The 23261-nt window shown below is 44.0% G+C and carries 22 protein-coding genes, 1 tRNA gene and 5 pseudogenes; 8 read left to right on the forward strand and 20 right to left on the reverse strand.

Annotation, left to right across the window (positions count from 1 at the left end):
• The 5 genes from OH663_RS23080 to OH663_RS23100 are packed head-to-tail and all read right to left on the reverse strand — an operon-like array spanning nucleotide 1 to nucleotide 4740.
• The gene (locus OH663_RS23080; RefSeq protein WP_200011563.1) at nucleotides 1-606 is read right to left on the reverse strand and encodes an ATP-binding cassette domain-containing protein; all 606 of its coding nucleotides are present in this window, start codon (nucleotides 604-606) and stop codon (nucleotides 1-3) included.
• Complete coding sequence (locus OH663_RS23085; RefSeq protein WP_200011552.1) at nucleotides 590-1384, reverse strand: ATP-binding cassette domain-containing protein; 795 nt, start codon at nucleotides 1382-1384, stop codon at nucleotides 590-592. Before OH663_RS23085 ends, OH663_RS23080 begins: the two co-directional genes overlap by 17 nt.
• Nucleotides 1378-2190, reverse strand: coding sequence for an ABC transporter permease (locus OH663_RS23090; RefSeq protein ID WP_200011542.1), 813 nt, complete (start codon nucleotides 2188-2190; stop codon nucleotides 1378-1380). The genes OH663_RS23085 and OH663_RS23090 overlap by 7 nt, the downstream gene beginning before the upstream one ends.
• Nucleotides 2180-3154, reverse strand: coding sequence for an ABC transporter permease (locus tag OH663_RS23095; protein ID WP_045441907.1), 975 nt, complete (start codon nucleotides 3152-3154; stop codon nucleotides 2180-2182). Before OH663_RS23095 ends, OH663_RS23090 begins: the two co-directional genes overlap by 11 nt.
• Nucleotides 3154-4740: an ABC transporter substrate-binding protein gene (locus OH663_RS23100; RefSeq protein WP_200011540.1), complete on the reverse strand. Its 1587-nt coding sequence runs from the start codon at nucleotides 4738-4740 to the stop codon at nucleotides 3154-3156. The genes OH663_RS23095 and OH663_RS23100 overlap by 1 nt, the downstream gene beginning before the upstream one ends.
• A 434-nt stretch (nucleotides 4741-5174) precedes the next feature.
• On the opposite strand from OH663_RS23100, the pseudogene OH663_RS23105 reads away from it, so the two are divergent.
• Nucleotides 5175-7261 (forward strand): annotated as a pseudogene (locus OH663_RS23105) (TonB-dependent receptor).
• A gap of 88 nt (nucleotides 7262-7349) precedes the next feature.
• Here the strand turns inward: OH663_RS23105 and OH663_RS23110 are convergent.
• The 10 genes and pseudogenes from OH663_RS23110 to OH663_RS23155 all read right to left on the reverse strand — a co-directional run bounded on the left by OH663_RS23110 (nucleotide 7350) and on the right by OH663_RS23155 (nucleotide 13153).
• Nucleotides 7350-7652: a putative quinol monooxygenase gene (locus OH663_RS23110; RefSeq protein ID WP_200011538.1), complete on the reverse strand. Its 303-nt coding sequence runs from the start codon at nucleotides 7650-7652 to the stop codon at nucleotides 7350-7352.
• Nucleotides 7653-7830: 178 nt separating this feature from the next.
• Nucleotides 7831-8004 carry a GnsA/GnsB family addiction module toxin gene (locus tag OH663_RS23115; protein WP_045441900.1) on the reverse strand — a complete coding sequence of 58 codons (174 nt, stop codon included), beginning with the start codon at nucleotides 8002-8004 and terminating at the stop codon, nucleotides 7831-7833.
• Nucleotides 8005-8336: 332 nt separating this feature from the next.
• Nucleotides 8337-8564 (reverse strand): hypothetical protein, encoded by a 228-nt coding sequence (locus OH663_RS23120; RefSeq protein WP_045441897.1) that lies wholly within the window; start codon nucleotides 8562-8564, stop codon nucleotides 8337-8339.
• A gap of 77 nt (nucleotides 8565-8641) precedes the next feature.
• On the reverse strand, nucleotides 8642-8830 hold the full coding sequence (ymcF, locus tag OH663_RS23125; protein ID WP_071829076.1) for a cold shock small protein YmcF: 189 nt from the start codon (nucleotides 8828-8830) through the stop codon (nucleotides 8642-8644).
• A gap of 10 nt (nucleotides 8831-8840) precedes the next feature.
• Nucleotides 8841-9053 (reverse strand): transcription antiterminator/RNA stability regulator CspE, encoded by a 213-nt coding sequence (gene cspE / locus OH663_RS23130; RefSeq protein WP_045441895.1) that lies wholly within the window; start codon nucleotides 9051-9053, stop codon nucleotides 8841-8843.
• 494 nt (nucleotides 9054-9547) lie between these two features.
• Nucleotides 9548-9802, reverse strand: coding sequence for a membrane lipoprotein lipid attachment site-containing protein (locus tag OH663_RS23135; RefSeq protein WP_045441892.1), 255 nt, complete (start codon nucleotides 9800-9802; stop codon nucleotides 9548-9550).
• Between the two features lie 24 nt (nucleotides 9803-9826).
• Nucleotides 9827-10207 carry a hypothetical protein gene (locus OH663_RS23140; RefSeq protein WP_200011536.1) on the reverse strand — a complete coding sequence of 127 codons (381 nt, stop codon included), beginning with the start codon at nucleotides 10205-10207 and terminating at the stop codon, nucleotides 9827-9829.
• Between the two features lie 728 nt (nucleotides 10208-10935).
• Nucleotides 10936-11049: pseudogene (locus OH663_RS23145) on the reverse strand (hypothetical protein); the annotation flags it as partial.
• 133 nt (nucleotides 11050-11182) lie between these two features.
• Entirely contained in the window at nucleotides 11183-11899 is a 717-nt protein-coding gene (locus tag OH663_RS23150; RefSeq protein ID WP_045441888.1) for a YebC/PmpR family DNA-binding transcriptional regulator, read from the reverse strand.
• Nucleotides 11900-12211: 312 nt separating this feature from the next.
• The gene (locus OH663_RS23155) at nucleotides 12212-13153 is read right to left on the reverse strand and encodes a LysR family transcriptional regulator (protein ID WP_045441878.1); all 942 of its coding nucleotides are present in this window, start codon (nucleotides 13151-13153) and stop codon (nucleotides 12212-12214) included.
• Nucleotides 13154-13289: 136 nt separating this feature from the next.
• Between OH663_RS23155 and OH663_RS23160 the strand changes: the two genes are divergently transcribed.
• Together OH663_RS23160 and OH663_RS23165 are read left to right on the forward strand one after the other, a co-directional pair.
• Nucleotides 13290-14720 carry an aspartate ammonia-lyase gene (locus OH663_RS23160; RefSeq protein WP_200011533.1) on the forward strand — a complete coding sequence of 477 codons (1431 nt, stop codon included), beginning with the start codon at nucleotides 13290-13292 and terminating at the stop codon, nucleotides 14718-14720.
• Between the two features lie 107 nt (nucleotides 14721-14827).
• Entirely contained in the window at nucleotides 14828-16126 is a 1299-nt protein-coding gene (locus tag OH663_RS23165; RefSeq protein ID WP_200011530.1) for an anaerobic C4-dicarboxylate transporter family protein, read from the forward strand.
• A gap of 333 nt (nucleotides 16127-16459) precedes the next feature.
• Here the strand turns inward: OH663_RS23165 and OH663_RS26160 are convergent.
• Together OH663_RS26160 and OH663_RS23175 are read right to left on the reverse strand one after the other, a co-directional pair.
• A pseudogene (locus OH663_RS26160) lies at nucleotides 16460-16615 on the reverse strand (NADP-dependent isocitrate dehydrogenase); the annotation flags it as partial.
• A gap of 404 nt (nucleotides 16616-17019) precedes the next feature.
• Nucleotides 17020-18000: a Rossmann-fold NAD(P)-binding domain-containing protein gene (locus OH663_RS23175; RefSeq protein WP_156184445.1), complete on the reverse strand. Its 981-nt coding sequence runs from the start codon at nucleotides 17998-18000 to the stop codon at nucleotides 17020-17022.
• Nucleotides 18001-18098: 98 nt separating this feature from the next.
• Between OH663_RS23175 and OH663_RS23180 the strand changes: the two genes are divergently transcribed.
• Nucleotides 18099-18986 (forward strand): LysR family transcriptional regulator, encoded by an 888-nt coding sequence (locus tag OH663_RS23180; protein ID WP_045441863.1) that lies wholly within the window; start codon nucleotides 18099-18101, stop codon nucleotides 18984-18986.
• A 309-nt stretch (nucleotides 18987-19295) separates the two neighbouring features.
• Here the strand turns inward: OH663_RS23180 and OH663_RS23185 are convergent.
• Nucleotides 19296-19472 (reverse strand): annotated as a pseudogene (locus tag OH663_RS23185) (isocitrate/isopropylmalate family dehydrogenase); the annotation flags it as partial.
• Nucleotides 19473-19738: 266 nt separating this feature from the next.
• Between OH663_RS23185 and OH663_RS23190 the strand changes: the two are divergent.
• The 3 genes from OH663_RS23190 to OH663_RS23200 all read left to right on the forward strand — a co-directional run bounded on the left by OH663_RS23190 (nucleotide 19739) and on the right by OH663_RS23200 (nucleotide 21686).
• Nucleotides 19739-20053, forward strand: a complete 315-nt coding sequence (locus OH663_RS23190; protein ID WP_200011524.1) for a hypothetical protein — start codon at nucleotides 19739-19741, stop codon at nucleotides 20051-20053.
• Nucleotides 20054-20620: 567 nt separating this feature from the next.
• On the forward strand, nucleotides 20621-21493 hold the full coding sequence (locus tag OH663_RS23195; RefSeq protein WP_200011521.1) for a hypothetical protein: 873 nt from the start codon (nucleotides 20621-20623) through the stop codon (nucleotides 21491-21493).
• A gap of 111 nt (nucleotides 21494-21604) precedes the next feature.
• Nucleotides 21605-21686, forward strand: a tRNA-Pro gene (locus OH663_RS23200).
• Between the two features lie 373 nt (nucleotides 21687-22059).
• On the opposite strand, the gene OH663_RS23205 is transcribed toward OH663_RS23200, so the two are convergent.
• The gene (locus tag OH663_RS23205; protein WP_200011518.1) at nucleotides 22060-22449 is read right to left on the reverse strand and encodes a HumD family translesion DNA polymerase; all 390 of its coding nucleotides are present in this window, start codon (nucleotides 22447-22449) and stop codon (nucleotides 22060-22062) included.
• A 2-nt stretch (nucleotides 22450-22451) separates the two neighbouring features.
• Nucleotides 22452-22667: a DNA polymerase V gene (locus OH663_RS26165; protein ID WP_476579523.1), complete on the reverse strand. Its 216-nt coding sequence runs from the start codon at nucleotides 22665-22667 to the stop codon at nucleotides 22452-22454.
• Between OH663_RS26165 and OH663_RS26170 the strand changes: the two are divergent.
• Nucleotides 22596-23011 (forward strand): annotated as a pseudogene (locus OH663_RS26170) (DinI family protein). The gene OH663_RS26165 and the pseudogene OH663_RS26170 sit on opposite strands and share 72 nt — an antisense overlap.
• Nucleotides 23012-23261 lie beyond the last annotated feature (250 nt).

Raw genomic sequence — 23261 nt, forward strand, 5'->3', positions numbered from 1 at the left:
TCAGATTAAGGTGGATGTCGGACAGAGTAACGCCTGGGGGCAAATCTGAGCAAGCAATGCCTGCTGATGGCTGATCACAAGCATACCTAATGGGCGGCGCTGGCATTCCTCAAGGAGCAACATCCATATATCTCTTTGAATGGAAGGATCGAGCTGGGCAGTGATTTCATCTGCGATCAGAAAACGCGTACGCGGATCGAGCGCACGGAGTATTGCAATACGGGCCAGTTCACCGCCTGAAAGCTGCCTGGGCCGGCGGGTTAGCCATTCAGGGTTGATATGCAGACGGGCAAGCATGTCAGCATCTGGCTGCCACGCATCTCGTACCGCATCACCGGTGCTTCGCCAGGGGTTAAAAGTTAGCTCAGGGTGTTGTGGGACAAGTTGCACCGGGCAATATTGATGAGTTGGCAACGGTGAATCATCCACCAGTACTTCGCCTGATGTCGGTTTTTGCCAGCCAGCGAGAACGCGTCCCAGCGTTGTTTTCCCAGTCCCGCTGGGCGCGCAAATTCCCATGCGTTCCCCGGCAACAAGCGAGAAGTTCAGGTTTTGCCACAGCACTTTCCCTCCCTGGCGAATCACAACATCACGACAGCACAGCATTCAGCTCTCCAAAAAGTTGATTTTGTTCAGGTAATGCTTGCCATTGTCGCTGCAAATGTTCACTAATATCCCCTCGCAGAAGCTGTTTCCGGCTCACGTTATCCGATACCCGCCCCTGATGCAGCGCGACAATCCGGTCGGCATGTCGCGCTGCCAGCGTAAGATCGTGTGTCACCCATAAAACGCCACGGCCTTGCTCGCAAAGACCACGCAACTGCTCAAGCAACTGATTCGCCAATGGGGCATCAAGCCAGGCGGTAATTTCGTCAGCAAGGATATAACGAGCCTGACTGAGCGACGCGTGACACGCCAGGACACGTTTCGCCATCCCGCCGGAAAGCTGGCGCGGAAATGCTTCCAGCACGCTTGACTCAAGTTCGCTACGCTGGAGCAAATGCTCTATTTCCTCCGTTTTCCATGCCTGACCGGAGAGCTGACTTACCCTTTTCAGATGTTTTTTAACAGTCAGCAGCGGATTAAGCGCCTGCACACCTTGTGGCACATAGCTGAAGGTATTACCGCGAAACGCCCGGATGTCATTGCGCTCCAGCTTCTTACCATCCAAAGTAATGGTCCCCTGAAAGCGCAAGTTTTCCGGCAAAAGATCAAGCAGGCATTGTAACAGCAGGCTCTTACCTTCTCCGCTTCCTCCGACTAACGCCACCATCTGACCTGGGGCAACATCAAAAGAGATATCTTGCAGCAGCGATGACCAATTTCTCGCGCCGTACCAGCGATAACGAGCCACCTCCAGCGAGGCCTGCTTCAAACTCAACATGCATTACCCCTTAGCCACAAACAATGCACTGCCCTGGCGAACTGGTCAAATAACATCACCAGGCTGAACAACATGAGCCCCGGAAACAACACCAACCACCAGTTACCATGACTGATAAACCGCAGGGCGTCCGCCAGCAACAAACCCAGTGAAGGTTCATGCGGTGCTAGCCCAAACCCAAGGAAGCTCAGCGCTGCGCTATGTAACACCGCATGAGGGAACATCAGCAGCGTGCCTGTCAGCCATTGAGGCAATAACGCCGGTAAATAGTGATGGCGCCAACAGTAAAAATGACCGTGTCCCAACCGCCAGGTCAGTGTCAGGTAGTCACTGTGTGCAACGCGTTCCGCTTCAGCACGCAGGATCAATGCCAGACGCGGCCAGTGGGTCAGCGCAACCGCCATAATCACCCCGCTTTTTCCACCGCTCAGCGTAAAACAAATCAGGATCAGCAACAGCAGATGCGGCATCGACAACATAGCATCGGTTATTAACCGCATAAGAACATCCAAACGCGGATGCAAACGCGAAACGGCAGCCATCAACAAGGCAATCAAACCGCTGCACAACGCTGCACCAATCCCAATTTGCAGGCTGGTTAACGCCCCCTGAAAACATCGAAGCCATAAATCACGCCCAAGATTATCCGTACCAAACCAGTGCAGCGCATCCGGAGGCAAGTGCCGGGCAAGAAGATTGACGTTTACTGGATTATCCAGCGAAACTGAGCCATACACGGCAATAAATAATAAACAGCCTACGGACAGCAAAAGACGAATTAACGTTGGTGTCGGGTTATAGAGCATCAGGACGCTCCAGAGCACGATTCAGAAAATGGACAAGCCAGGTTGAAACGGAGTTGCCGATGAACACCAGCACAGTACTAAACAAGACGATCCCCATTAGCAACGGCACATCACCACGTAATCCGGCATCAATCGTAGCCTGACCCAGTCCGGGATAAGCAAAGACTTTTTCAGCCAGCAATGCGCCGCCAAACAGTTCGCCGAGCGAAGCAAATTGCAGGCACAGCGCAGGCGTAATGGCATGACGCAGTACCTGGTGGCGTAAAAGCGACCATCCTCTGTCCCCCTGAGAACGGGCAAAACGGACAAATTCACTTTTCATCACGCTGGCGATACTTTCTCGCGTGTGGAGCGTAATCTGCCCCAGTCCCAGCAAGCTGAGGGCACATACGGGAAGCACCAGATGACGAAGACGTTCAGCAAACGTCGCCATTTCACCATTATTGCCCGGCTCCCATGCGCAGCAGACGGGCAACACAGGCCAGTGCACCGCGAATACTGCCAGCAATAGCATGCCGATCCAAAAGGTCGGTAAGGAAGAAAGCAGATAACTGAGTCGGCAAATAGCTCGGTCTGGCCAGCGGTTCAGGAAACGTCCGGCGACAAATCCCATTGCTGTTCCCAGCAAACCTGACATCAACCATGCCCCGCCAAGCAGTGCAAAGGACGTCGTAAAACGCTCTTTGATCACGCTGGCTACCGGCGCATTAAACAACATGGAATAGCCGAGATCGCCCTGTAGCACGCGCAAAAACCAGTGTCCAAAGCGCTCCCACAGCGGCTGATCCAGCCCCCAGCGAGCGGCAATTCGCCCATATTGCTCGGGTGGAACGTGCAGGAGATCGTTGCCAATGTAGGCACGAATGGGATCGACCGGTGAAAAACTGAGCAAGATGAAGGTGCCAGCAGCTACCAGCACCAACAAAACGGCCAACCGAAGAACATACGCCAAAGCAAACTTCATTAACGGCAGGTCCAGGTCCATTCATCAAGATTATTGAGTAGTGACCAGCTACCGTGAATTTCCGGAGCACCAGAGCCTAAGTCAATGCACGGATTTGCCAGATAGGTGTGCTGAATATTTAGCAACCATGCCCATGCAGCATCGCCCTGTACGCCAGCGCCGTGTTTCCCATCCCACTCCACCTGTTGCCAGAAAGGTAACGCATGCTGCCAGTCCGGGGCATCAATGGCCTGTTTGAGATGTTGCTCCACCACAGGGTTACTGTAGTAACCGGGATTGTAATACTCCACACCCGCAGCCTGCCCGCTGTAATGATGGAAAAGCTCCATCGGATCCAGGCTCCCCCATCCAAATAGCGTCGGGTTAGCATGCATATTGCGCTCAACGGTTTCCCAACTTCCTGATTGCAGGGATACTGCAATACCGACAGGTTCCAGCATTGAACGAACGGCTTCAGCGAGATCCCGACGAGTACTGTCGCCACTCGTATACCATAAGGTCAGACGGGCTTCTTTGCCGTCTTTCACGCGTACACCATCTTTACCCACTTTCCAGCCGGACTCTTCCAGGATAGTCCGTGCTTTTTCACTGTCGCCATCTTTGAAAGTGACGGATTTGCTCTGCCATGGAAGCCCCTGAACCGCGCTAAAAGCAGGGATAGCGTGCCCTTCCATAACCTGATCAGCTAATTGCTGCCGATTGATGGCGTAGTTAATGGCCCGTCTGATAGCAACATCGGCCGTGATATCGTTACCGACAGGATAGCCATTGGCATCTTTTTTACCTGCCGGAACCATTGGGAACACAATTCCCCGGTTTTCTACACTGTTGCGAACCCAGAGTTTGAGATCCTTCTGCTGTGGTGCTACGGCCATCGATGGCGCTATACGTACCAGGCCCAGTTGACCACTACGCGCGGCTGCGTAAGCGTTGTCTTCATCCAGGAAAACAAATACCAGCCTATTAAAATCATTTTTCTTGCCAACATACCAGGGGTTAGCCTCCACGATCAGTTGCTGCCCCGGTTGAAAACTCACCAGCCGATACGGGCCTGCACCAATCGGATTTTTGGCGAATGTTTTTTCGTCATACAGTTTTGCCGGCACAATACCTAAAGAACCGAGTACGTTGACAAAGGTACTCTGCGGGCTACGAAGCGTAATTTCCACCGTGCGGCTGTCGAGAAGCCGGGCATGGGTGAAATTACCCATGTCAATTTTCCCACCGCTTTGAGCTGCTTTGTTATAGGTAAACACCACATCTTCAGCCGTTAGCGCTGAACCATCGGAGAATTTAAGATCAGGTTTTAGCGTTAACGTCCAGGTTTTACCATCGGCACTGGTCACCACTTTCTCTGCCAGCAGGTTACCCCAGCTCATATCTGCATTTTGTTTTAATAGTGGTGCATGCAGAAGAAGATAACTGCCGTGGCTCCAGCCCAGCATCGGGTCAAACCCTTCCGTTGGTTCGGATCCAATAGCCAGCTTTAATATCTGACCGTCGACCGCCTTTTGCGCAGCGATAAGTGGTGAGGTAAATGCGAGAGTCAATGCGCACGTAAGCAGCGCCAGCTTGCCTTTAATCATTATCTTATCCAGATTTTGTGTTTTTTTATGCCACACAACAACCCGCTGTCGTTGGGCGACTTCCTGGGGAAAGGATTATGGCGGACAGTATCGACGAAAAAAATGATACAGCGCAGAAAAGTATGACGATTTTAAAAAAACATCATACGACTTTCTAATATTCAGCAAGCGACATGACATTCTTTGCTGAAAGCATGTTTTAACAACATCTGATTTATTCAATTCGATATTAAATGAATGTCAATAATTACAAAGATAACTACTGGCTGATTTTGTCGTCCTTTCTGACTCGAATTTATGACAATTTATGTATATTTATTCAAGAAAGACACCAGAAGTGACAATTTATGTAAATTAATAATGATAATTATTTGTATTATCATTACCATCATTTATCTTACTTCCTTCTAATTTTTAACAAAGGAAGTTTGACTATGCGTTTAAAGCCCGTTGCTTCTGTCGTTCTGTCCTGTATTGGATTCAGCTGTACTAATGCCTTCGCAGAAGACGTTATGGTCGTGACCGCTTCCGGTTACGAAAAAAAGATCACCAACGCTGCTGCCAGCGTTTCCGTTATTTCACAGCAAGAATTACAAACCAATAAATATAATGACTTAGGCGAAGCCCTGCGCTCAGTTGAAGGGGTAGATGTTGAAAGCAGTACCGGTAAAACCGGTGGTCTGGAGATTAGTATCCGTGGTATGCCCGCCAGCTATACCCTGATTTTGATAGACGGTATTCGTCAAAACGGAAGCAGCGACGTTACACCAAACGGCTTCTCTGCCATGAACACCAGCTTTATGCCGCCACTGGCGGCGATTGATCATATTGAAGTGATCCGCGGTCCCATGTCTACGCTTTACGGCTCTGACGCAATTGGTGGTGTTGTTAATATCATTACCAAAAAAGCACCGATAAATGGAGTACTTCCATCAATACCGGCGTGAACCTGCAAGAAAGTAATAAATGGGGTAACAGCACTGTCGCCAACTTTTGGTCAAGCGGTCCTTTAATCGCAGGCGTCCTGGATATGCAGGTTCGCGGCAGCACGACTCAACGGCAAGGCTCAAGCATCACTTCCCTGAGCGATACATCTTCGACACGTGTGCCCTACCCAACTGAATCTGAAAACTACAATATCGGTACTCGACTGGACTGGAAAACCAGCGAAAACAATACACTCTGGATGGATCTCGACTCAGCCAGACAGCGTTACGATAACGTTGACGGACAGCTTGGTAGCCTGACCGGGGGTTATGACAAGACGCTGCGCTATGAGCGTAACAAAGTGACCCTCGGCCACGATACCGCATTAACATTCGGAACCTGGAAGTCATCCCTGGGCTGGAATGAAACCGAGAATAAAGGCCGACAACTGGTCTCTTCCGCGCTCACACCAGAAAATGCTGGCCGGGCCGGTGATGCCCGTGAACTGAAAAATACCAACGTCATTCTGGACTCTCTGCTGCTGACACCATTAGGTGATTCGCACCTCTTAACCCTCGGGGGAGAATACTGGGATGCGCGTATGAAAGACGGTGTTGTTTTGGCCAATACTGGCGAAACATTCCACCAGAAAACATGGGCTGCCTACGCTGAAGATGAGTGGCACATTCTCGACTCACTGGCATTAACCGCAGGGACACGCTACGAACATAACGATGTCTTTGGCGGTCATCTCAGCCCTCGCGCCTACCTGGTCTGGGATGTATCTGAAGAATGGACGTTGAAAGGCGGCGTCACGACAGGATATAAAGCCCCGTCACTCAGCCAATTACACAATGGTATCAGTGGTGTTACCGCCCAGGGAACCGTCAATACGGTCGGCAACCCGGACCTTAAGCCCGAAGAGAGCACCAGCTATGAAACCGGACTGTATTATGAAAACGATACGGGACTGAACGCCAACATTACCGGCTTCTATACCGAATATAAGAATAAAATTGTCTCGTACTCTATTGATGATTATACCAATAGCTACACCAACAGCGGCAAAGCAAGAACTGATGGTGTTGAATTCGCCAGCACCTTCCCTCTTTGGTCGGACGTGCTGAGTTTATCCCTCAACTACACCTACACTCAGAGCAAACAAAAAGATGGCGATAATAAAGGCGCGCCATTGAGCTATACACCTAAACATATGGCTAACGCACGTTTGAACTGGCAGGCTACGGAAGATATGAATGCCTGGCTGAGCGCACGTTATCGTGGTAAAGCCCCACGTTTTACCGAGAATTACGACAATCTCAGCGCGGTACAAAAGAAAGTATATGACGACAAAGGCGCTAATTTAAAAGCCTGGACCGTTCTGGACATGGGACTGTCCTATAAACTGACCAAAGAACTGACGCTGAATACGGCAGTTAATAACGTACTGGATAAAGACTTTAGCGACGTCACACTGTATCAGGTAGGCCGCAATAGCACCTACGCGGGTGACTACTTCCAGACAGCGCAATCCACGACCGGCTATGTGATACCTGGCCGTAACTACTGGGTTTCATTGAACTATCAGTTCTAATTTTTCACAGTTTATCTTCCCGGGCTATTACTTATAGCCCGGACTCAACTGGAAAGTAATGTTAACTTAGCATAATACCGTATCAGATTTACGAGCCATCCGCGCTCACTAAGTAATTCATAAGAATATAACGAGCATCCTGACGCTTATGTTGATCAATTAATGGCACAAGCCTTCTGAAATGTTCACTTGCACAGTGTTCGTCGAGTGCTGCATGGTCCGGCCATTCTTCGATAAAAATAAAGTGTCCCGGATCCTTTTCATCAATATACAAATCATAAGAAATGCAGAGAGTTTCTTTTTTCGTTGCCGATACCAGCTCACGATACAGAGGGATAACGATATCAACACACTCAACTTTTATGAAATCTTCGGCAATAACTTTTAACATTCGAACCTCCAGGCTAAATCTGACTACACACTATGTGTGAAAGAACCGTTTTAAACAAGATGGACTGACCTGGCGGTTGAACTGATAGGATAAAATTCACTGCAGTTTTTCATGGACAAAAAAGCATCACATCTTATGGATGATGATGCTTTTGATAATGTTGAATTGCTTTGGGGAACTAGATCAATTTAATCTTAATATCATAACTTTCAAGACCCGTCATTTTCTCACGAGCAATAAACTGAATGTCAGAAACTTCTTTTCCTGTCTTTTTTTTGAGCTCAGCTATTTTCTTTGTGATAAATTCAGATATATCTGTTTCAGTTTTACGTTTCAAATCTTCGACGTTCACTATGCACCTCTTCTGGTCTGTAACGGCATCAACGCGCCAGTAGGTATGATTCAGTATAACTATACTCTAAATAAATCGAGTTGCAGGAAGACAGCCAGCGAGACGATCTCGGGGACCTGACTCCGGTAAGTGATCCGGATGGACAAGCACAGCCAGCATATATGCAACCTGAAGTACGACGAGTATATGCAACCGTTGATATCTATAGACTATTCAGTAAGAAGATTCAATAACCACAGAGTTACTGTCTATTAGTTAGACAAGAATTGTTCATAGATGAAACAACAGCAGAAGAGTTTATACAACTTGGTAGTAAAAACGCCCGACAGCCATTACAACAACTTCGATGCAGCCTCAAGAATCTCATCAGAACTAACATCACGATCAGAGGCAACATAGACCACTTTATGATCTCCTGTTAGTGAAGGGAAGCCAGCTGACATCACGGTTAGGTGAGCTTTCTCACCATTTGGATACTCACGTAATATCGTGGTGATGCCTTCCATCAATGACACAGTAACCGCTGGTTCTGTGTTAAAAAAAACAATCACTTTTTTCATAACCGCACCATGATGCTCCTGACTGGAACACCTTTTAACAGGTTGAAAAAAAGGCCCCATAAAGGAGCCCAATAAAATTATTTCCTGAAATCCAATGGAGCCTGGCCGGAACGAATGTACAGTGCAATATTATCAAATGTAATCATTGTAGATTTGCAAAAAATACATTTTGCCCCGAAAGGATTTCTGTCAGTAACATCGAAAGTCGATGTTCTGTATTGAGAACCATGACAACATGGACACCGGAAGTGAATATGATTAGTAATAACAGTTACCTTAAAGTGTCACGACATTAACTGCCGATGGGCCTTTGGGTCCCTGTTCCACACCAAACTCGACTTCCTGATTTTCATTCAGAGTTTTAAAATCGGTTCCCTGAATGGCAGAAAAATGGACAAACACATCTTTACTACCGTCTTTAGGAGTAATGAATCCAAATCCTTTCTCAGGATTGAACCACTTAACTAAACCAGTCATTTTATTAGACATCACTATTACCTTTATGAGTAAGCCCTTAGGCAGAATGGTCCGAAAAAAATTTATCAGAAAAAACCAAAAGGATTCTTAAGAGGTGAAAGTGAAGAGAAATACTTCAATAACTACTTCAGATAATTTTGTATCAAACCGCACAACCATTAACGCATGGTTAACCAAACATCGCAAGCTTTAGTTTCATCCTGACTCATTACTTCTTCCAACACACAGAAGAACAAGTGAAGTTTCCCAATAAAAAGAGGATGAAATTTATTGTAAGCCACTGCAAATCATACAGTAAATTTGGCTGATAATCTTATATCAAAATATTAAAGCCCTATTAGTGAAAGAAAGAAAATGCTGTCATCGATCAACGTCATTATCTGGGGGGATTTTGCGCCAAGGGTTCTCCGATGGCGCAGGAGGCTCAGGTTGTACAAACCGGAGATTGAAATCTTAAAGAATGATGAATCTGCGAGATAGCGGTTCTGAGTATAAAAATGGCTGTCTTACTTATACCAGCAGCGTCCACCATTATCTGCCTGACTCGCATCCGGCAGTTCCTCGCAATCAGGAAGAGTTACTCCGTGTCTCGTAACCATGCGATATCCATCGGAACTGGTGTAATCGTCGTTCTGATGTTCATGATGGTGATGTTCCTTACGCTCCTGGTCACGCTTTGCGTCAGCATAACGTTGTGCGAAGTCCGCAGAACAGCCAGACAATAAAGTTGTGAATACAATAAATGTGATTAACTTTTTCATGTGTTGTGTCTCTTTTATTATAAATTAGCGAACAACTACCGATGCAACAGCATCATCCTGTCCCCAAACCAGAGTCGCATAACGGTCATCCTTACGATATTTACTACCGTCCTGAGAGATACGTCTCCACCCATCAGACTCCATTACATCAACAGCTTCCCCACGAAAGGATCCCACAACCATCTGATTTAAATGCGCGCGGATTACATCCGGAGAATTATATCCTCCGTGACGACGAGCATTTCGCTCATTCTGCTCTGCAGTTTTGTGAATATTACAAGTGGTACCTGCATTCATTTCAGTACAACCGGAACGCTCAAGCTGAGCGCGGTATTGAGCATTAATAGCTAAAGCCGGTGATGTATGAATTACAGCAACAATAGCCACAGCAATTAACTTCTTCATAATATTACCTCTTAAATATTTTCAGCGGTATCAAAGCCCGCACGACATGCTTCAAGTTTTCTGTCAGCACAAACTATTTCATCTGATATTGGACGCCCTTTAATCCCGGCCCTTTCTCAATGGAAGCTCTTCATTCAGTAACCTGAAACACTCTGGCAATATAGACATTAACTCCGTAAAAAATAACAACTTCACAATGATAAACCGCATATTTTACTTTCATTCACAAGTCGAATTTAACATCTTAATAAATATAGACTTCTGACTCACGATGGAATCAATGTTGACATTTATTTGCATGACGGCAGATTACTAACGACAAAAACATGGCATTTAGTTTATCTTAAACATGCTATTAACACGCAAACCAAATGCATCTTTGCTGTATTAATAAATATCACCATGCATATCAGATATGCAAACAGTTTTTACAACCCACCCCTTAATGGGATTATTCTGACTGCGAGTATTGCGCATGAAATAATGTAGACATTCATTTGAAAAGCACCTGCTCTAAATATCGCCCGATACAGAACGTTGCAAAAATGTATAAGTTTATTATTCAATATATAACAAAATATTGTAACCGAAGTTATTTCAATAATATTTCACATATAAAAGTTGGATGTTGATAAACTTATCATCGTGCAGGCCATAAACGATAAGGATAGACAGGCAAAAAAACGGGAACCGTTCGGTTCCCGTTCTCCCACAACCCAGAATCTGGATTACATGTTTTCGATGATCACGTCGCCAAACTCTGAATATTCCAACGGGTTAGCACCGCCCATCAGACGTTCGAAATCATAACTTACGGTTTTGGCGTTGATTGCGTCTTCCATTAATGGAATTTCTTTTGGAAGATAGCAGTTTTTATCTATTTGTCATCATTAATATATCTGGCTAGATATGTTTTTTATACAAATTTATGAAATTAAAAAATCTGCCATAATGACAGATTCCTTTAATTTATAATTAGAGATTTGCAACGTTATGGTATACTTTTTGTACATCATCGTCATCTTCAAGGGCATCAACAAGTCCTGCAAAGATTTCTAAATCTTCTGGTGAAAGCTCAACTTCTGATTGAGCAATCATTTCTAATTCTGTTGTTGAGAATTCAGTAATTCCAGCTGCTTTTAGAGCTGCAATTCCTTTGTGAAGATCTGTAGGTTCAGTATAAATAACGATGTTTCCTTCTTCTTCGGTTACATCACGAACATCAACTTCAGCATCAAGCAAAATTTCAAAAATATGGTCAGGGTCTGTGCCTTCAAATACAATCACGCCAGTATTGTCAAACATATAGCTGACAGCACCTGCCGCTCCGATATTCCCGCCTTTTTTATTGAAAATAGTGCGGACATTAGCAATCGTACGGTTAACATTTGATGTCAAGGTTTCAGCGATAATCATTGAACCATTTGGCCCAAAGCCTTCATAACGCCCTTGCACGAACGTTTCATCTCCGCCACCTTTGGCTTTATCAATTGCTTTATCAATAACATGCTTTGGAACTTGTGCTTGTTTTGCACGTTCAATAACGAATTTTAAAGATGAGTTTGATTCTGGATCTGGTTCGCCTTGTTTAGCAGCAGCATAGATTTCCACACCGAACTTTGCATATACTTTTGACGTTGCACCGTCTTTAGCCGTTTTTTTAGCAACAATATTGGCCCATTTACGTCCCACTGGAATGCTCTCCTCGACAATTTATTTACATTACTGGCAGGTTAATAACCTGCCAGTTTTTTCCGTCATATTATATCATAATATGTAAATACTCGTCTATGAGAAATAAAACATCCAAACTTTACGAAATGTTACTTTGATTTTATCAATAGCTAATATTGTAGATAAGCTACTTCCGAACTTCCTTCTGGTTCTTTTGTTTTTTCTTAATAATTGATCTGCAGCAATAATACATAAGGCAAGAGAAACAAAAGTGATAATCCAGACAAAAACACCTACTGTGTCGGAGAGATGCTATGTTCGTATACATATTTATGATGGCAAATTAGCATCCAAATCCACCTGGTTATAAAACTCCTGCTCCAGTTTCGTTTCCAGTATCGAACGAATCTCAAATGCCAGATTTTTATAAAAAACCGAAAACTCGTCATTTTTGCACAACAGAACAATTTTGCGACGCTCTTTACGTTTTTTGATCCGGATGATCTTTAGCGAGTCAGAAAAAGCTGGAATAGTAGTAATAAACAGCGGCGTAGTTAACGTCCACCCGTAACCACAGGCTATCAGTTTCAAAATCTCATCAGCATTGTCCATTTCAAACTGAATGGCAGGAGAAAAGTTTTGCCATTTTAGCCAGTTGAGTGTCTGGATTCCCGTTGGCGTATTTTGGGTATAAGCAATGTAGTTCCGCTGCTTACATAATTCTTCCAACTCTGTTTCCGGCCATGTTTTGGGACAAATACATAGAAACTCTTCCTCAATCAACGGGTACATTCTAACATTGGGCGGCATTTCAGTATGTAACATGGTTACAGCCAGATTAATATCCCCCTTATTAAGCGCCTGGAGCAATCCAGATGCTGTGCCTGTCACCTGAAAAATATGCTTCACCTGTGGTTGCAGAAACTTAAGGATATCCAGGCCAACGGTTTTACTAATTGAATCCACAAAACCAATTTTCAGATTCGAAATATGTCCGTCGCTTATTGCATTGATATGTTCTTGCAGGTGAACACCGTTATCAATAATTTTTTTTCCTAGCGGGTAGAGTGCTTGCCCGGCAATTGTCATCTGGATTGGTCGCTGTGAACGGTTGACCAGAGCAGTATTTAATCCTACCTCCAGGTTTGCAACCTGCTGCGAAATTGATGACTGAGTCACGTTGAGTTTCCTGGCTGCAGCTGTAAATGAGCCTGTGTCTATCACGGCTAAAAATGCCTGTAATTGCTTAAAATCGAAGTTAATATCCTTCATTCTCATCCCTTAGCATTACATTTTTTAATAGTATCTATCTAACTTTTAAATGGTATTTTTTCTTTGAGCTACTTCAAACTATCTGTCATATCACTAAATTAAGGTATAACCACCTTAATACACAAGAGAAACAGAAATGCGTGAAGAAAAGGATTTATTAGGAACTTTAATGGTGCCAGATGAAGCTTACTACGGTATTCAAACACAACGTGCGGTGCTGAATTTCTCAGTGTCGGGCAAAACAGCAGGAGAAATCCCACACTTTTTATGGTCTATCGCCGCAATCAAGCAAGCGGCAGCACAAGCGAACAGACAAATTGGTGCGCTGGATCAGCAGAAAGCGTCGGCCATCGTTACAGCATTGAAGGAGGTAATGGCCGGTGATTTTGATGCCCATTTCCCCATTGATGTTTTTCAGGGAGGCGGAGGCACTTCAACCAACATGAACATGAATGAAGTGGTCGCAAACCGTGCTAATGAGCTAATTACCGGAAAACGTGGATATGATGAGATTCACCCGAATACCCACGTAAATATGGGACAGTCAACGAATGACGTCATCCCAGCGGCAATGAAAATGACCAGCCGCATGAATATAGATCAATTGTTAGTCCAATTGGAAAAACTGGAAGCAGTGTTAACAGAAAAAAGTTGCCTGTTTGCTGACAAGGTGAAGTTAGGGAGAACCTGCTTACAAGATGCAGTGCCGATGACGTTTGGCCAGCAATTTGGCGCTTATCGCACGCAGGTAAGCAGACTTAAAGCAAAAATGGTGGAAGTCAGAGAAGAAGCATTATTCTTACCGTTGGGAGCGACAGCTATAGGTACGGGATTGTCCACTCACGAAGGATATATCCCGGCAGTTTATCAGTGGCTGGAAATTATTACTGGTGATAAATATACCCCGGAAGCAGATTTCTTTGATGGTCTCCAACACGGTGACTTTTATATTGAATTTTCCGCACAGCTTAAAAAAATAGCTGCGTTTCTCTCCAAAATGGCTACCGATTTTCGTATTCAGGGTTCAGGGCCAAGAGCTGGCTTTAATGAAATTATTGTCCCTGCGGTGCAACCGGGCTCTTCAATTATGCCAGGCAAAATTAATCCTGTAATGCCCGAACTGATAAATCAAATTGCGTATCAGGTGATTGGCAATGACCTAACTGTGACGATGGCTGTTGAGGGTGGTGAACTTGATCTGAACGTGTGGGAACCGGTGCTGTTGAAAGCGCTCTTTGAATCCTGCTCGTTATTGACTAAAGGGATACCTTTATTTATTGACAAGTGCCTGAAGGATATCGCGATCAATGAAGAAGTGAGCGCTCGTTATGCAGAGGAAAGTACAGCGCTTGCGACCATTATCGCAACACTGTTTGGCTATCAGGTTGGCTCTCGAATTGCCAAGACTGCGTTTCAGCAACAGACCAGTGTAAAGCAGGTCGTGTTAGCAGAAAAGCTGCTGACGCCAGTACAGGCAGATTATTTGCTTGATCCAATGAATATGACCGATCCACAAAAAAGTACAGCAGTGATTAAACGCTATCAAAAAGAAATGAATATTTCGTAGTTTATCAATTAAATAAATAATCAGTTTTAACTGGAGGTAATGAATATTTATATTCATTACCTAACCATCCCTTTTGTGAGAATTATAAATAAAAGCAGGTCAATTTTATGGTGATGTTACATATCGTGTTATTGCTGGGAACTATCATGCTTGCCGCCCGTTGGGGGGGAATTGGCGTAGGGTTTGCTGGCGGGATCGGATTAGCAATTTCAGTTTTTATTTTTGATGTTCCGGCTGGTGCTCCACCTGTCGACGTCATGCTCATTATTCTGTCTACTATTGTTGCGCTCTCTGCAATGCAACAGGCTGGTGGAATGGATTATTTAGTAACTCTGACAGAGAAATTATTACGCAATAACCCAGGTTACCTAAATATTCTCGCGCCAACAGTGACCTTTATCCTGACTGTACTTTCCGGTACGGGATATACCGCCATGTCGGTCATGAATGTGATTCAGGAAGTTGCAAAAGATAACGGCATTAGACCCAGCCAACCATTAAGCTCTGCCGTTGTAGCTTCACAGCTAGGTATTACAGCCTCACCAATCTCTGCAGCCACGGCAATTATGTATGGCACCGTGGAGATAATGGGAGTCAGTTTTGGTGATGCTATGTTGATTGTTTTTCCCACCGCTTTTTTTGCTATGTTGGTCGCAGCTTTCATCGCCAGCAGACAAGGTGAAAGTCTGGCTAACGATCCCGTTTGCCTAAAAATCATGCAGGAAAATAAAGTCGTTATAAATAAACACATCAGCTGTAAAATCCCCGCCAGTGCTAAATCCTCGGTAGTAATATTCCTGGTAGGTGTTGTATTTGTTGTTTGCATGTTGATGTTTAAATCGGTTATCGGACATACAATTAACTCCCGTGATCTAATAATCATTACTATGTTTATAGTTTCCACGATAATTATTTTTATCTGTAAACTAGACATGAAAGAACTGAAGAACTCACCTATATTTAAATCTGGTGCTGAATCACTGGTTGTGGTGTTAGGTATTGTATGGTTAAGCAGCACGCTTATTGGCGCCCATATCGACGAGATAAAAATACAAGCTAGTGATATGTTACGTATGTATCCAGGACTACTGGCGGTAGTTTTTTTCTGTACCAGCGCAATGTTGTTCAGCCAGGGTGCTACATGTGCTTTATTAATGCCCATTGCTGCTTCTATTGGCATTAGCGCTGACGCAATATTAGCTAGTTTCGTCGCTGTTAGTGCGCTTTATCTCACTAATATTTACCCAACAACTGCATTTGCAATTGCAACCGATGATACAGGCTCTTTTTTAAGTAATCGGTGGAATGGATCTAAGATAATTAATCATCCATTCTTTTTGCCAGGCTGCATTTCTATATTGACTGCAGTCCCAGTAGGTTTCGCTTTGGCAAAAGTTATTCTTTAATTTATATCATTACTAAGTAAGTATAGGAAATAGTAAGAAACAACCCAAAATATGTTGTCATTCACAGATAAATGACAATTCATTTCTTGCAAAACTATCAAAAACAACGTCCGCTCCAGGCAAGAATGGAGCTGAATATTAACGAACATCCACCAGTAATAACCGCAAAAAAAAATTGAGGTATATCTAACTGAAACCTGGCGGTATAACTACCATCTGACCATCCAACCTCCCCCAAACTACTGCAGGGGTTTGATAACTTATTTTGATAACCGTTGGCAGCCTAACCAAAAAAAACGGGAGCGTTACGCTCCCGTTAGTAAATTTAACAAATTATCGCATTACATGTTTTTCGATGATCCCGTCACCAAACTCGAACATTTCAGCAGCTTAGCTGCCGTCCATCAGACATTCGAAATTATAGGTTATAGATTTCGTGTTAATCGCGCCTTCCATACCCTTAACGATCAGGTCAGCCACTTCTACCCATATGTCGGTGAAGTAGTTAGATCGTTCAATCACAACAATCTGATATTAAAGTATAATTTAACCAATTCTCATATATCTCACTGACTATTGGGACTCTCATAACCCACTGATGATCAATATATGTTTTAGGGTTTTGATAACCGTTTTTGGGTAAATACAACCACCCGACCATTCAAAATGGTTACCGCTAATGGCAACTCTCAATGCCTACCATGCTAAAGCCATACAGCCGTATAGATCCGCTATGAGCGAGAAGCATACGTTGAATAAAGTCCTATCGGGGGATATAAGTTACTTCTGGTAAGTACGACTTACTTGAAGTGTTTTTACTGGCATCAATCCCCGTAGGTATGAGTTTGTCTTTGTACGAATCAAAACTCATAAATGACGAGTACGAAAACTGGTTAGGCCGTAATCAATACGACACCTGCATCCTGCATCGCTGTGAGGGCCGCCTCTTGATCCATTATTTGCTCTGGCAACATAAAACCGGTCAATGGGCTTTTGAGTAGCGCTTCGATGACGATAGTAACGCCAAGGGCTGTGAAATGCGCCTGTCCTTGTGGGTCTGAAGCGATAATTCGTTTGGACTCTGAAGCGCCTGACACGTTAACACCCTGTATATCAACATACAGTTCTACCGACGCTTGAGTGGCATTTCTCTTACCCTCTGAAGTCCCCACGGCGACATCAAGCCTGATATTGTCAGCACGAGTCATTGCCGCAATAGCGCTGACATCCAGGATACCAAACGGCGTAGTCTCGACACATTCACCACTGATAAGGCAAATGTTACTCTGCTCAGCGGTATAACCCCAGATACCATCTTCCCGTACAAATGCAGGAGCTATCGCCTGATTAAGCTCTTTTTCAGTGACTTTACCTATAGGATCTTCTGGGTCGTGCACTGCGGTCAGCTGTACACGTTTAACAGAATTAAACTGGCTGGCAAGTTTATCAACCAGCGGTAAAAACATTCCCGCCTCATAGTAACCTAATGGTACGATCGGCGAAGTCGCATGATGGAGCAGCGCCATGTTCAGTAGAGGTGCATAGCCGTCGGCAGTCCCTACCGTAATATCAATAAAAGCAATATTGTTGCGAATAGCGTATTCACCTAGCGTATGTTTTGGATCGGGTACGGCGCTGATAATAAGCTGTGAAGTCGATACAAGCGGCGGAAGCTCCCCGCTCATCAAATCAAGACAAACAGTCATGGCGTTTCCCAACTGGGCCGCAAGTTTTTCGCCATTTTGCGGCGAGCGGCCTGCCAGGATTAATTTCGCATCCGGAAAACGCGTCCGCAGTTGGGTGGCCAGATTACTGCCTATCATCCCATATCCGCCGGCAATAAAAATCTGCTGTGTCAGTTTGAAATTCATCATATTTCCTCATTTAACGTTGCTGATGAGGTGACTTTAGAACACAAATAAACTTTAATTAAGCTCATTAATTTTTATGAGTTAGTGAGTTTAAATCAGTAATGAATGTTAAAATTTCCGATTTTGAACCCTTTATCGCAGTAGCAACTTTTCGTAGTTTCCGGTTGGCAGCAGAAGCCGCAGGCGTGACATCTTCGGCAATGAGTCATTCGATCCGCCAGCTCGAGGAACGATTAAAGGTACGATTATTTAATCGCACGACTCGCAGCGTATCTCTAACGGATGCCGGGCATAAATTATTTGAATCGCTTTCCCCACTTTTCAATCATGCGATGGATGCCATTGAAGCAATAAATGATTATCGTGCCACACCCATAGGCACGCTACGCATTAACGCGGTCAGGCTGGGGGGGCGTTACCGACTCGCCCCTTTGGTTGCTGGGTTTAACAAGGACTATCCCGACGTCAGAGTGGAAATAATTCAGGACGATAATCTGGTTGATATTGTGAGTAGTGAATACGACGCCGGAGTGAGGCTGAGTGATATCATCGAAAAAGACATGATTTCTATCCCACTTGGTCAGCCTGTTCGTTACGCCGTTGTGGCAAGCCCAGAATACCTCCAAACGCATACCAGCCCAAAGCAGCCTCAGGATCTTCTGAATCACTCCTGTATCCAGTTTCGCTATCCTGGTGGGCGCAGCTATCAGTGGCAATTTGGTCGAGATAACGAGCGCATTGAGATTAATGTGAAGGGAATGCTTGAGGTAAATGACCTCGATGTTGCACTAAGTCTCGCACTGAATGGCGCTGGTATCAGCTACGTGTTGTATGAAATGGCTGAACCCCATATACACAGTCGCAAACTCGTTTCATTACTTGAGGATTGGCTGACAGATCTTCCCGGCTTCTATCTTTATTATTCCAATCGAAAATATGCCTCCGCAGCATTTCAGGCTTTTGTTGAGTATATAAAAAATCATCACTAATACCTGCAACGTCAGGGGAATGCCCGTAATAAGTACTCCTCGTTTTATAGAACATATGAATGTCATTAACGTCCGCACCTGGCACAGAACGGACCTAAATATTAACGAGCGTGCACCAGAAATAATAAAAAGCTGAGGAATGCCTAATGGGAACCTGGCAATAGAACTTCCATCTGACCGACCAACCTCCCCCAAACTACCAGGAAGTTTTGATAACTTATTTTGATAAAATTTTGATAACCGTTAGCAGCCTAACAAAAAACAACGGGAGCGTTACGCTCCCGTTAGTAAATTTAACAAATTACCATATTACATGTTTTCGATGATTGCGTCGCCAAACTCGCTACATTTCAGCAGTTTAGCGCCTTCCATCAGACGTTCAAAGTCATAGGTTACGGTCTTAGCGTTGATCGCGCCTTCCATACCTTTAACAATCAGGTCAGCCGCTTCAACCCAACCCATGTGGCGCAGCAGCATCTTACGGGATTACACTTTACCAATTGATAAGTAGGATGAAATATACGTTCAACCATCCTAAACTCGCCTTATTGCCTTGAATCTAACTGTCTGAATTAGCTAGATCTTTTTTGAGTTTTGATAACCACTTTCTGGCCTTCGATTACGCCAGGGCCAATGTTTTTTAACTTTGAACATTGGAATTTTTGTGACCTCTGATTGATATCCCATACCCTAACCACCGTATACTACTTCGTGCACAACCCCTTTTTTATTCCTAAAATTAAGGATATATAATGGCCGCCGACTACATTCTTGAGCAGCAGATGGAAGAAATTGAAGAACAAAGAAAAGATTTCATAGCTGAAACAGCTGCCACTTTTGTGATTGTCAATGGCGTAGACCGTAGTTCAGCAATTGATGCAGTTAAAAAAACATTAGATTTACGAGAAGAATATCAGAATGATATTAGCGTTTGCATTCCTGGAGACGAAGATGAGGCAGACCAGTGGTTGACTCCTGAAACGCAGCTCCCTCCTCTGCCTGATAACTCAAAACAGAGAAGCCAAATTGCTGCAGTCGCCAAAGAACTGCGTGAAAAACTGGATTAATTGTTCTCACACCTCGGGAAAATCACCGTGGGTTCAACTCCCGCCAGCTCCACCAATCATGATTGGACAGTGCCAGGACAGCACTAGCAAAAACAGGAAGTTAGCAGTCTCAGCAGGACACCGACCAGACGGTGAGGGGACAAAAAAGGATACGCAAAGGAGCCGTGGCTCCCGAGTGACAAAAAAGCCCGCTTATACTGCGGGCTTTTTTGTTTTTGCTCTTTTGCCTCATTCGCCCCCCTCAATGCAACCACAAACAGCAGCCCACTTTTCTTTCACCATAGTCTGTCACCTTCCCCTCATACCTGCTTTTTAGACATACCTGATATGAGCGTCTGCTATGAGCTGTGAGTTCAACGGGTCGATGCAACGCTATCCTTAATCAAGGGTGCATCAATGACTGAGATCATGTCAACTTACGGTTGCCCTGCTTACCTGTAATGGATAATATTCCTGATGAGAATGGAAGATAATCCTAATGTGAGCAAGTTTGTTAACCGAGTAAATGTATGGCTGAGATAAGTATTAATTATCAAAAAGTGCCTTTTTCTATCTAAGGAATTAATAATGTTACCAGGTGTTGTCAATAACTTGACGGAAACCTCACTTACCATTTACAACTTTATGAAAATCAATGAGGAGATCGTTAAGTCAGTATTTGTGTTAATTTTCTCATTGGGACTAAGTAAGTATATAACTAATTACAAAATAAAAAGTCACTCTAAAAAATTTAAGGCTCTACTTCGACCTATAAGTTCTTACTGCTTTTTTTGGAGTACATCAGCAGCAACAAGGAAAAACTTAATGACTTTGTTCATTCTTGCATTAAGTTATTTGATTTTTCTTCGTTCTTTAGGTTTTGCTGTTATCGAGAATGTTAGTTACTCTATTGTCGCCGCATTTATTTTTGATGCTTTTCTTAACTATCATCAAGAAAATGAGAAGAAAAAGCAAGTGGTTATGGAGTGGGGGTATAAGTTAGATGAACACAGATTAAAATGGGAAGATTTTTTACGATTAAAAAGTAAATTAAAATTTCAGGGTTTAGATTCTGAACTAATTCACCAGATGGTTTATAGTAATGCTAATTTAGTTAATGGATTACCAATAGATGATGTTATCTATGATTTTCAGGATTACTTACCAGTAAAATTAACTATTTCTAATGGGAATGACCTCACGGCATATGCAAAGGCTTTAATAAATAGCGATGCACGTTTTATATCTAGCTTTTATAAAGATGCGAGTATTTTTGTTTCATTCCCGAATATGAAAGCATCTAGCTATCCCTATCATCAATTTTGTATTTTAACCAATATCTCTATCAATGGATCGAGTAAACCCTCAGATCCTAAAGAAATGTTAAAAACTCTTATCGATTGCAAAAATGATTTCTCAGCTTCAATATCCGAAAATATAGGTCTTTATCGTCAAGTTTGATCTATAAAATATTTTTAAGGCATAATCGATTGTGAATAAATTTTTAGTGTTAATTTTTTATAATATGCCGAAAGCAGCAGTCATATGGATCACTAAATAGATGTCCACTCATGGCACATAGTAGTTCTTAAGGCGGTAGCTCGCCGACATGGGGTGTCGGGGGTCGGAGGTTCAAATCCTCTCGTGCCGACCAAAAACTCCTTTAAGAACCAGCCTTTACGGCTGGTTTTTTTATGCCTGTCTTTTGCACGGGGAAACTTTGGGGAATTACTGGGGAGAAACCCCGCCCAAATTAGAATTCACCTGGCAGGATAACAGCTGTGTGTAGTCGATGATGAAAAGACAGGGTCTGGTGACATCAACAGACCCCGTAATTACACAGCAATGCATATTGGATACGCTTTATCCCTAGCGAGTGGGTAACTTTATAGTCATTACAAAGATGGTTGTCATCAAATCTTTGTAATTGATATCTAATATTTTTAACTTAAATGCCAACAAAGTAATGAGTGGTTAAATAGCTACCAAACAAGCATAATTATCCTTCCCCATGGATATGTTTTTATCTACATCACCGGGCAGTCATCAAACTCCGCGTTCCTGGCATCATTAATGATGTACGTGATCACTCCGAATATAGCGGGTGCAGAACTGTAACCGTCATCATCTACTGGCAGTGCCTCCCTTCTCCCGTTATCCAGATTAACCAAGTGGGGCTGAGGATGAGTCCGATATCGCTTGATCCTGAATTCTCCGTCTATCGCGCATATCAGCAGCGAGCCATCACAGGGAGAAAGTGACGCATCAACAACCAGTAGCGCCCCCTGAATTATCCCTTCCCTGAAATGTGAACGCGATGCCCGCATGAAATAAGTCGCTGCGGGCTGGCTGATTAGCTGCTGATCAAGGGAGAACCTTGTTTCAACGTAATCTGCCGCAGGTGAAGGAAAGCCCATGGCTATAGTCCTCCGTTTGGATTGAACAGCTGTAAGGTACGGTTCTCGCCTTCCTGCGTTGATACATCGCGGAATGTTGTCACATACCACTCGATCCATTCATTGGCCTGCTTCATCGTCCAGTTCCAGTTAACCTTGCTCAGTTCCTGGACAAACCGCTGTGTGGTGACGGTCTTCCGGCCATTAGGTTCCTGCTGTATCGAAGCATGCCAGGCCATTTCAATATCGCTGCGTCGTGGCATCAATTAACCCCTCTTGAATACCGGATAAAAACACAGCATAAATACTGTATATCCATACAGTAAAGAGGCTAAAAGCAATGTTCGTGGAACTCGTTTATGACAAAAGGAATTTTGATGGTTTACCCGGAGCAAAAGATATCATTCTGGGAGAATTGACTAAGAGGGTTCACCGGATCTTCCCCGATGCTGATGTTCGGGTTAAACCGATGATGACACTACCGGCGATCAATACTGACGCCAGCAAGCATGAGAAGGAACAGATAAGCCGTACTGTTCAGGAAATGTTTGAAGAGGCTGATATGTGGCTGGTTTCAGATTAAACGCCTTGAACCGTCATATTGCTTAAGTACAATCCGCCGTGACTGGCAATCATTCAATACTCGCACTATCGAACGTTCGCCAGTCGGCCGCAATCATGCTCTTGCATACGGTGTGGTTGCGGCAACTCTCGTTACGGTTCACCATCAATTGGCCAGCCAGGTCATCTTTAATGATTTCCGTTATTACTCCAAATATCGGTAAAGGAATACTGCTTTATATGATTCAGCAACCTATGGTTATCATATATTT

Source organism: Citrobacter sp. Marseille-Q5395 (genome assembly GCF_947057495.1).
In the GTDB taxonomy this organism is placed as follows: Bacteria; Pseudomonadota; Gammaproteobacteria; order Enterobacterales; family Enterobacteriaceae; genus Citrobacter; species Citrobacter murliniae.

Bases quoted from the DNA above. Each gene is read 5' to 3' on its own strand.
- OH663_RS23080 (WP_200011563.1), bottom strand. From the start codon at position 606: ATGCTGTGCTGTCGTGATGTTGTGATTCGCCAGGGAGGGAAAGTGCTG.
- OH663_RS23085 (WP_200011552.1), bottom strand. From the start codon at position 1,384: ATGTTGAGTTTGAAGCAGGCCTCGCTGGAGGTGGCTCGTTATCGCTGG.
- OH663_RS23090 (WP_200011542.1), bottom strand. From the start codon at position 2,190: ATGCTCTATAACCCGACACCAACGTTAATTCGTCTTTTGCTGTCCGTA.
- OH663_RS23095 (WP_045441907.1), bottom strand. From the start codon at position 3,154: ATGAAGTTTGCTTTGGCGTATGTTCTTCGGTTGGCCGTTTTGTTGGTG.
- OH663_RS23100 (WP_200011540.1), bottom strand. From the start codon at position 4,740: ATGATTAAAGGCAAGCTGGCGCTGCTTACGTGCGCATTGACTCTCGCA.
- OH663_RS23110 (WP_200011538.1), bottom strand. From the start codon at position 7,652: ATGTTAAAAGTTATTGCCGAAGATTTCATAAAAGTTGAGTGTGTTGAT.
- OH663_RS23120 (WP_045441897.1), bottom strand. From the start codon at position 8,564: ATGAAAAAAGTGATTGTTTTTTTTAACACAGAACCAGCGGTTACTGTG.
- cspE (WP_045441895.1), bottom strand. From the start codon at position 9,053: ATGTCTAATAAAATGACTGGTTTAGTTAAGTGGTTCAATCCTGAGAAA.
- OH663_RS23135 (WP_045441892.1), bottom strand. From the start codon at position 9,802: ATGAAAAAGTTAATCACATTTATTGTATTCACAACTTTATTGTCTGGC.
- OH663_RS23140 (WP_200011536.1), bottom strand. From the start codon at position 10,207: ATGAAGAAGTTAATTGCTGTGGCTATTGTTGCTGTAATTCATACATCA.
- OH663_RS23155 (WP_045441878.1), bottom strand. From the start codon at position 13,153: ATGAAGGATATTAACTTCGATTTTAAGCAATTACAGGCATTTTTAGCC.
- OH663_RS23160 (WP_200011533.1), top strand. From the start codon at position 13,290: ATGCGTGAAGAAAAGGATTTATTAGGAACTTTAATGGTGCCAGATGAA.
- OH663_RS23165 (WP_200011530.1), top strand. From the start codon at position 14,828: ATGGTGATGTTACATATCGTGTTATTGCTGGGAACTATCATGCTTGCC.
- OH663_RS23175 (WP_156184445.1), bottom strand. From the start codon at position 18,000: ATGATGAATTTCAAACTGACACAGCAGATTTTTATTGCCGGCGGATAT.
- OH663_RS23180 (WP_045441863.1), top strand. From the start codon at position 18,099: ATGAATGTTAAAATTTCCGATTTTGAACCCTTTATCGCAGTAGCAACT.
- OH663_RS23190 (WP_200011524.1), top strand. From the start codon at position 19,739: ATGGCCGCCGACTACATTCTTGAGCAGCAGATGGAAGAAATTGAAGAA.
- OH663_RS23195 (WP_200011521.1), top strand. From the start codon at position 20,621: ATGTTACCAGGTGTTGTCAATAACTTGACGGAAACCTCACTTACCATT.
- OH663_RS23205 (WP_200011518.1), bottom strand. From the start codon at position 22,449: ATGGGCTTTCCTTCACCTGCGGCAGATTACGTTGAAACAAGGTTCTCC.
- OH663_RS26165 (WP_476579523.1), bottom strand. From the start codon at position 22,667: ATGGCCTGGCATGCTTCGATACAGCAGGAACCTAATGGCCGGAAGACC.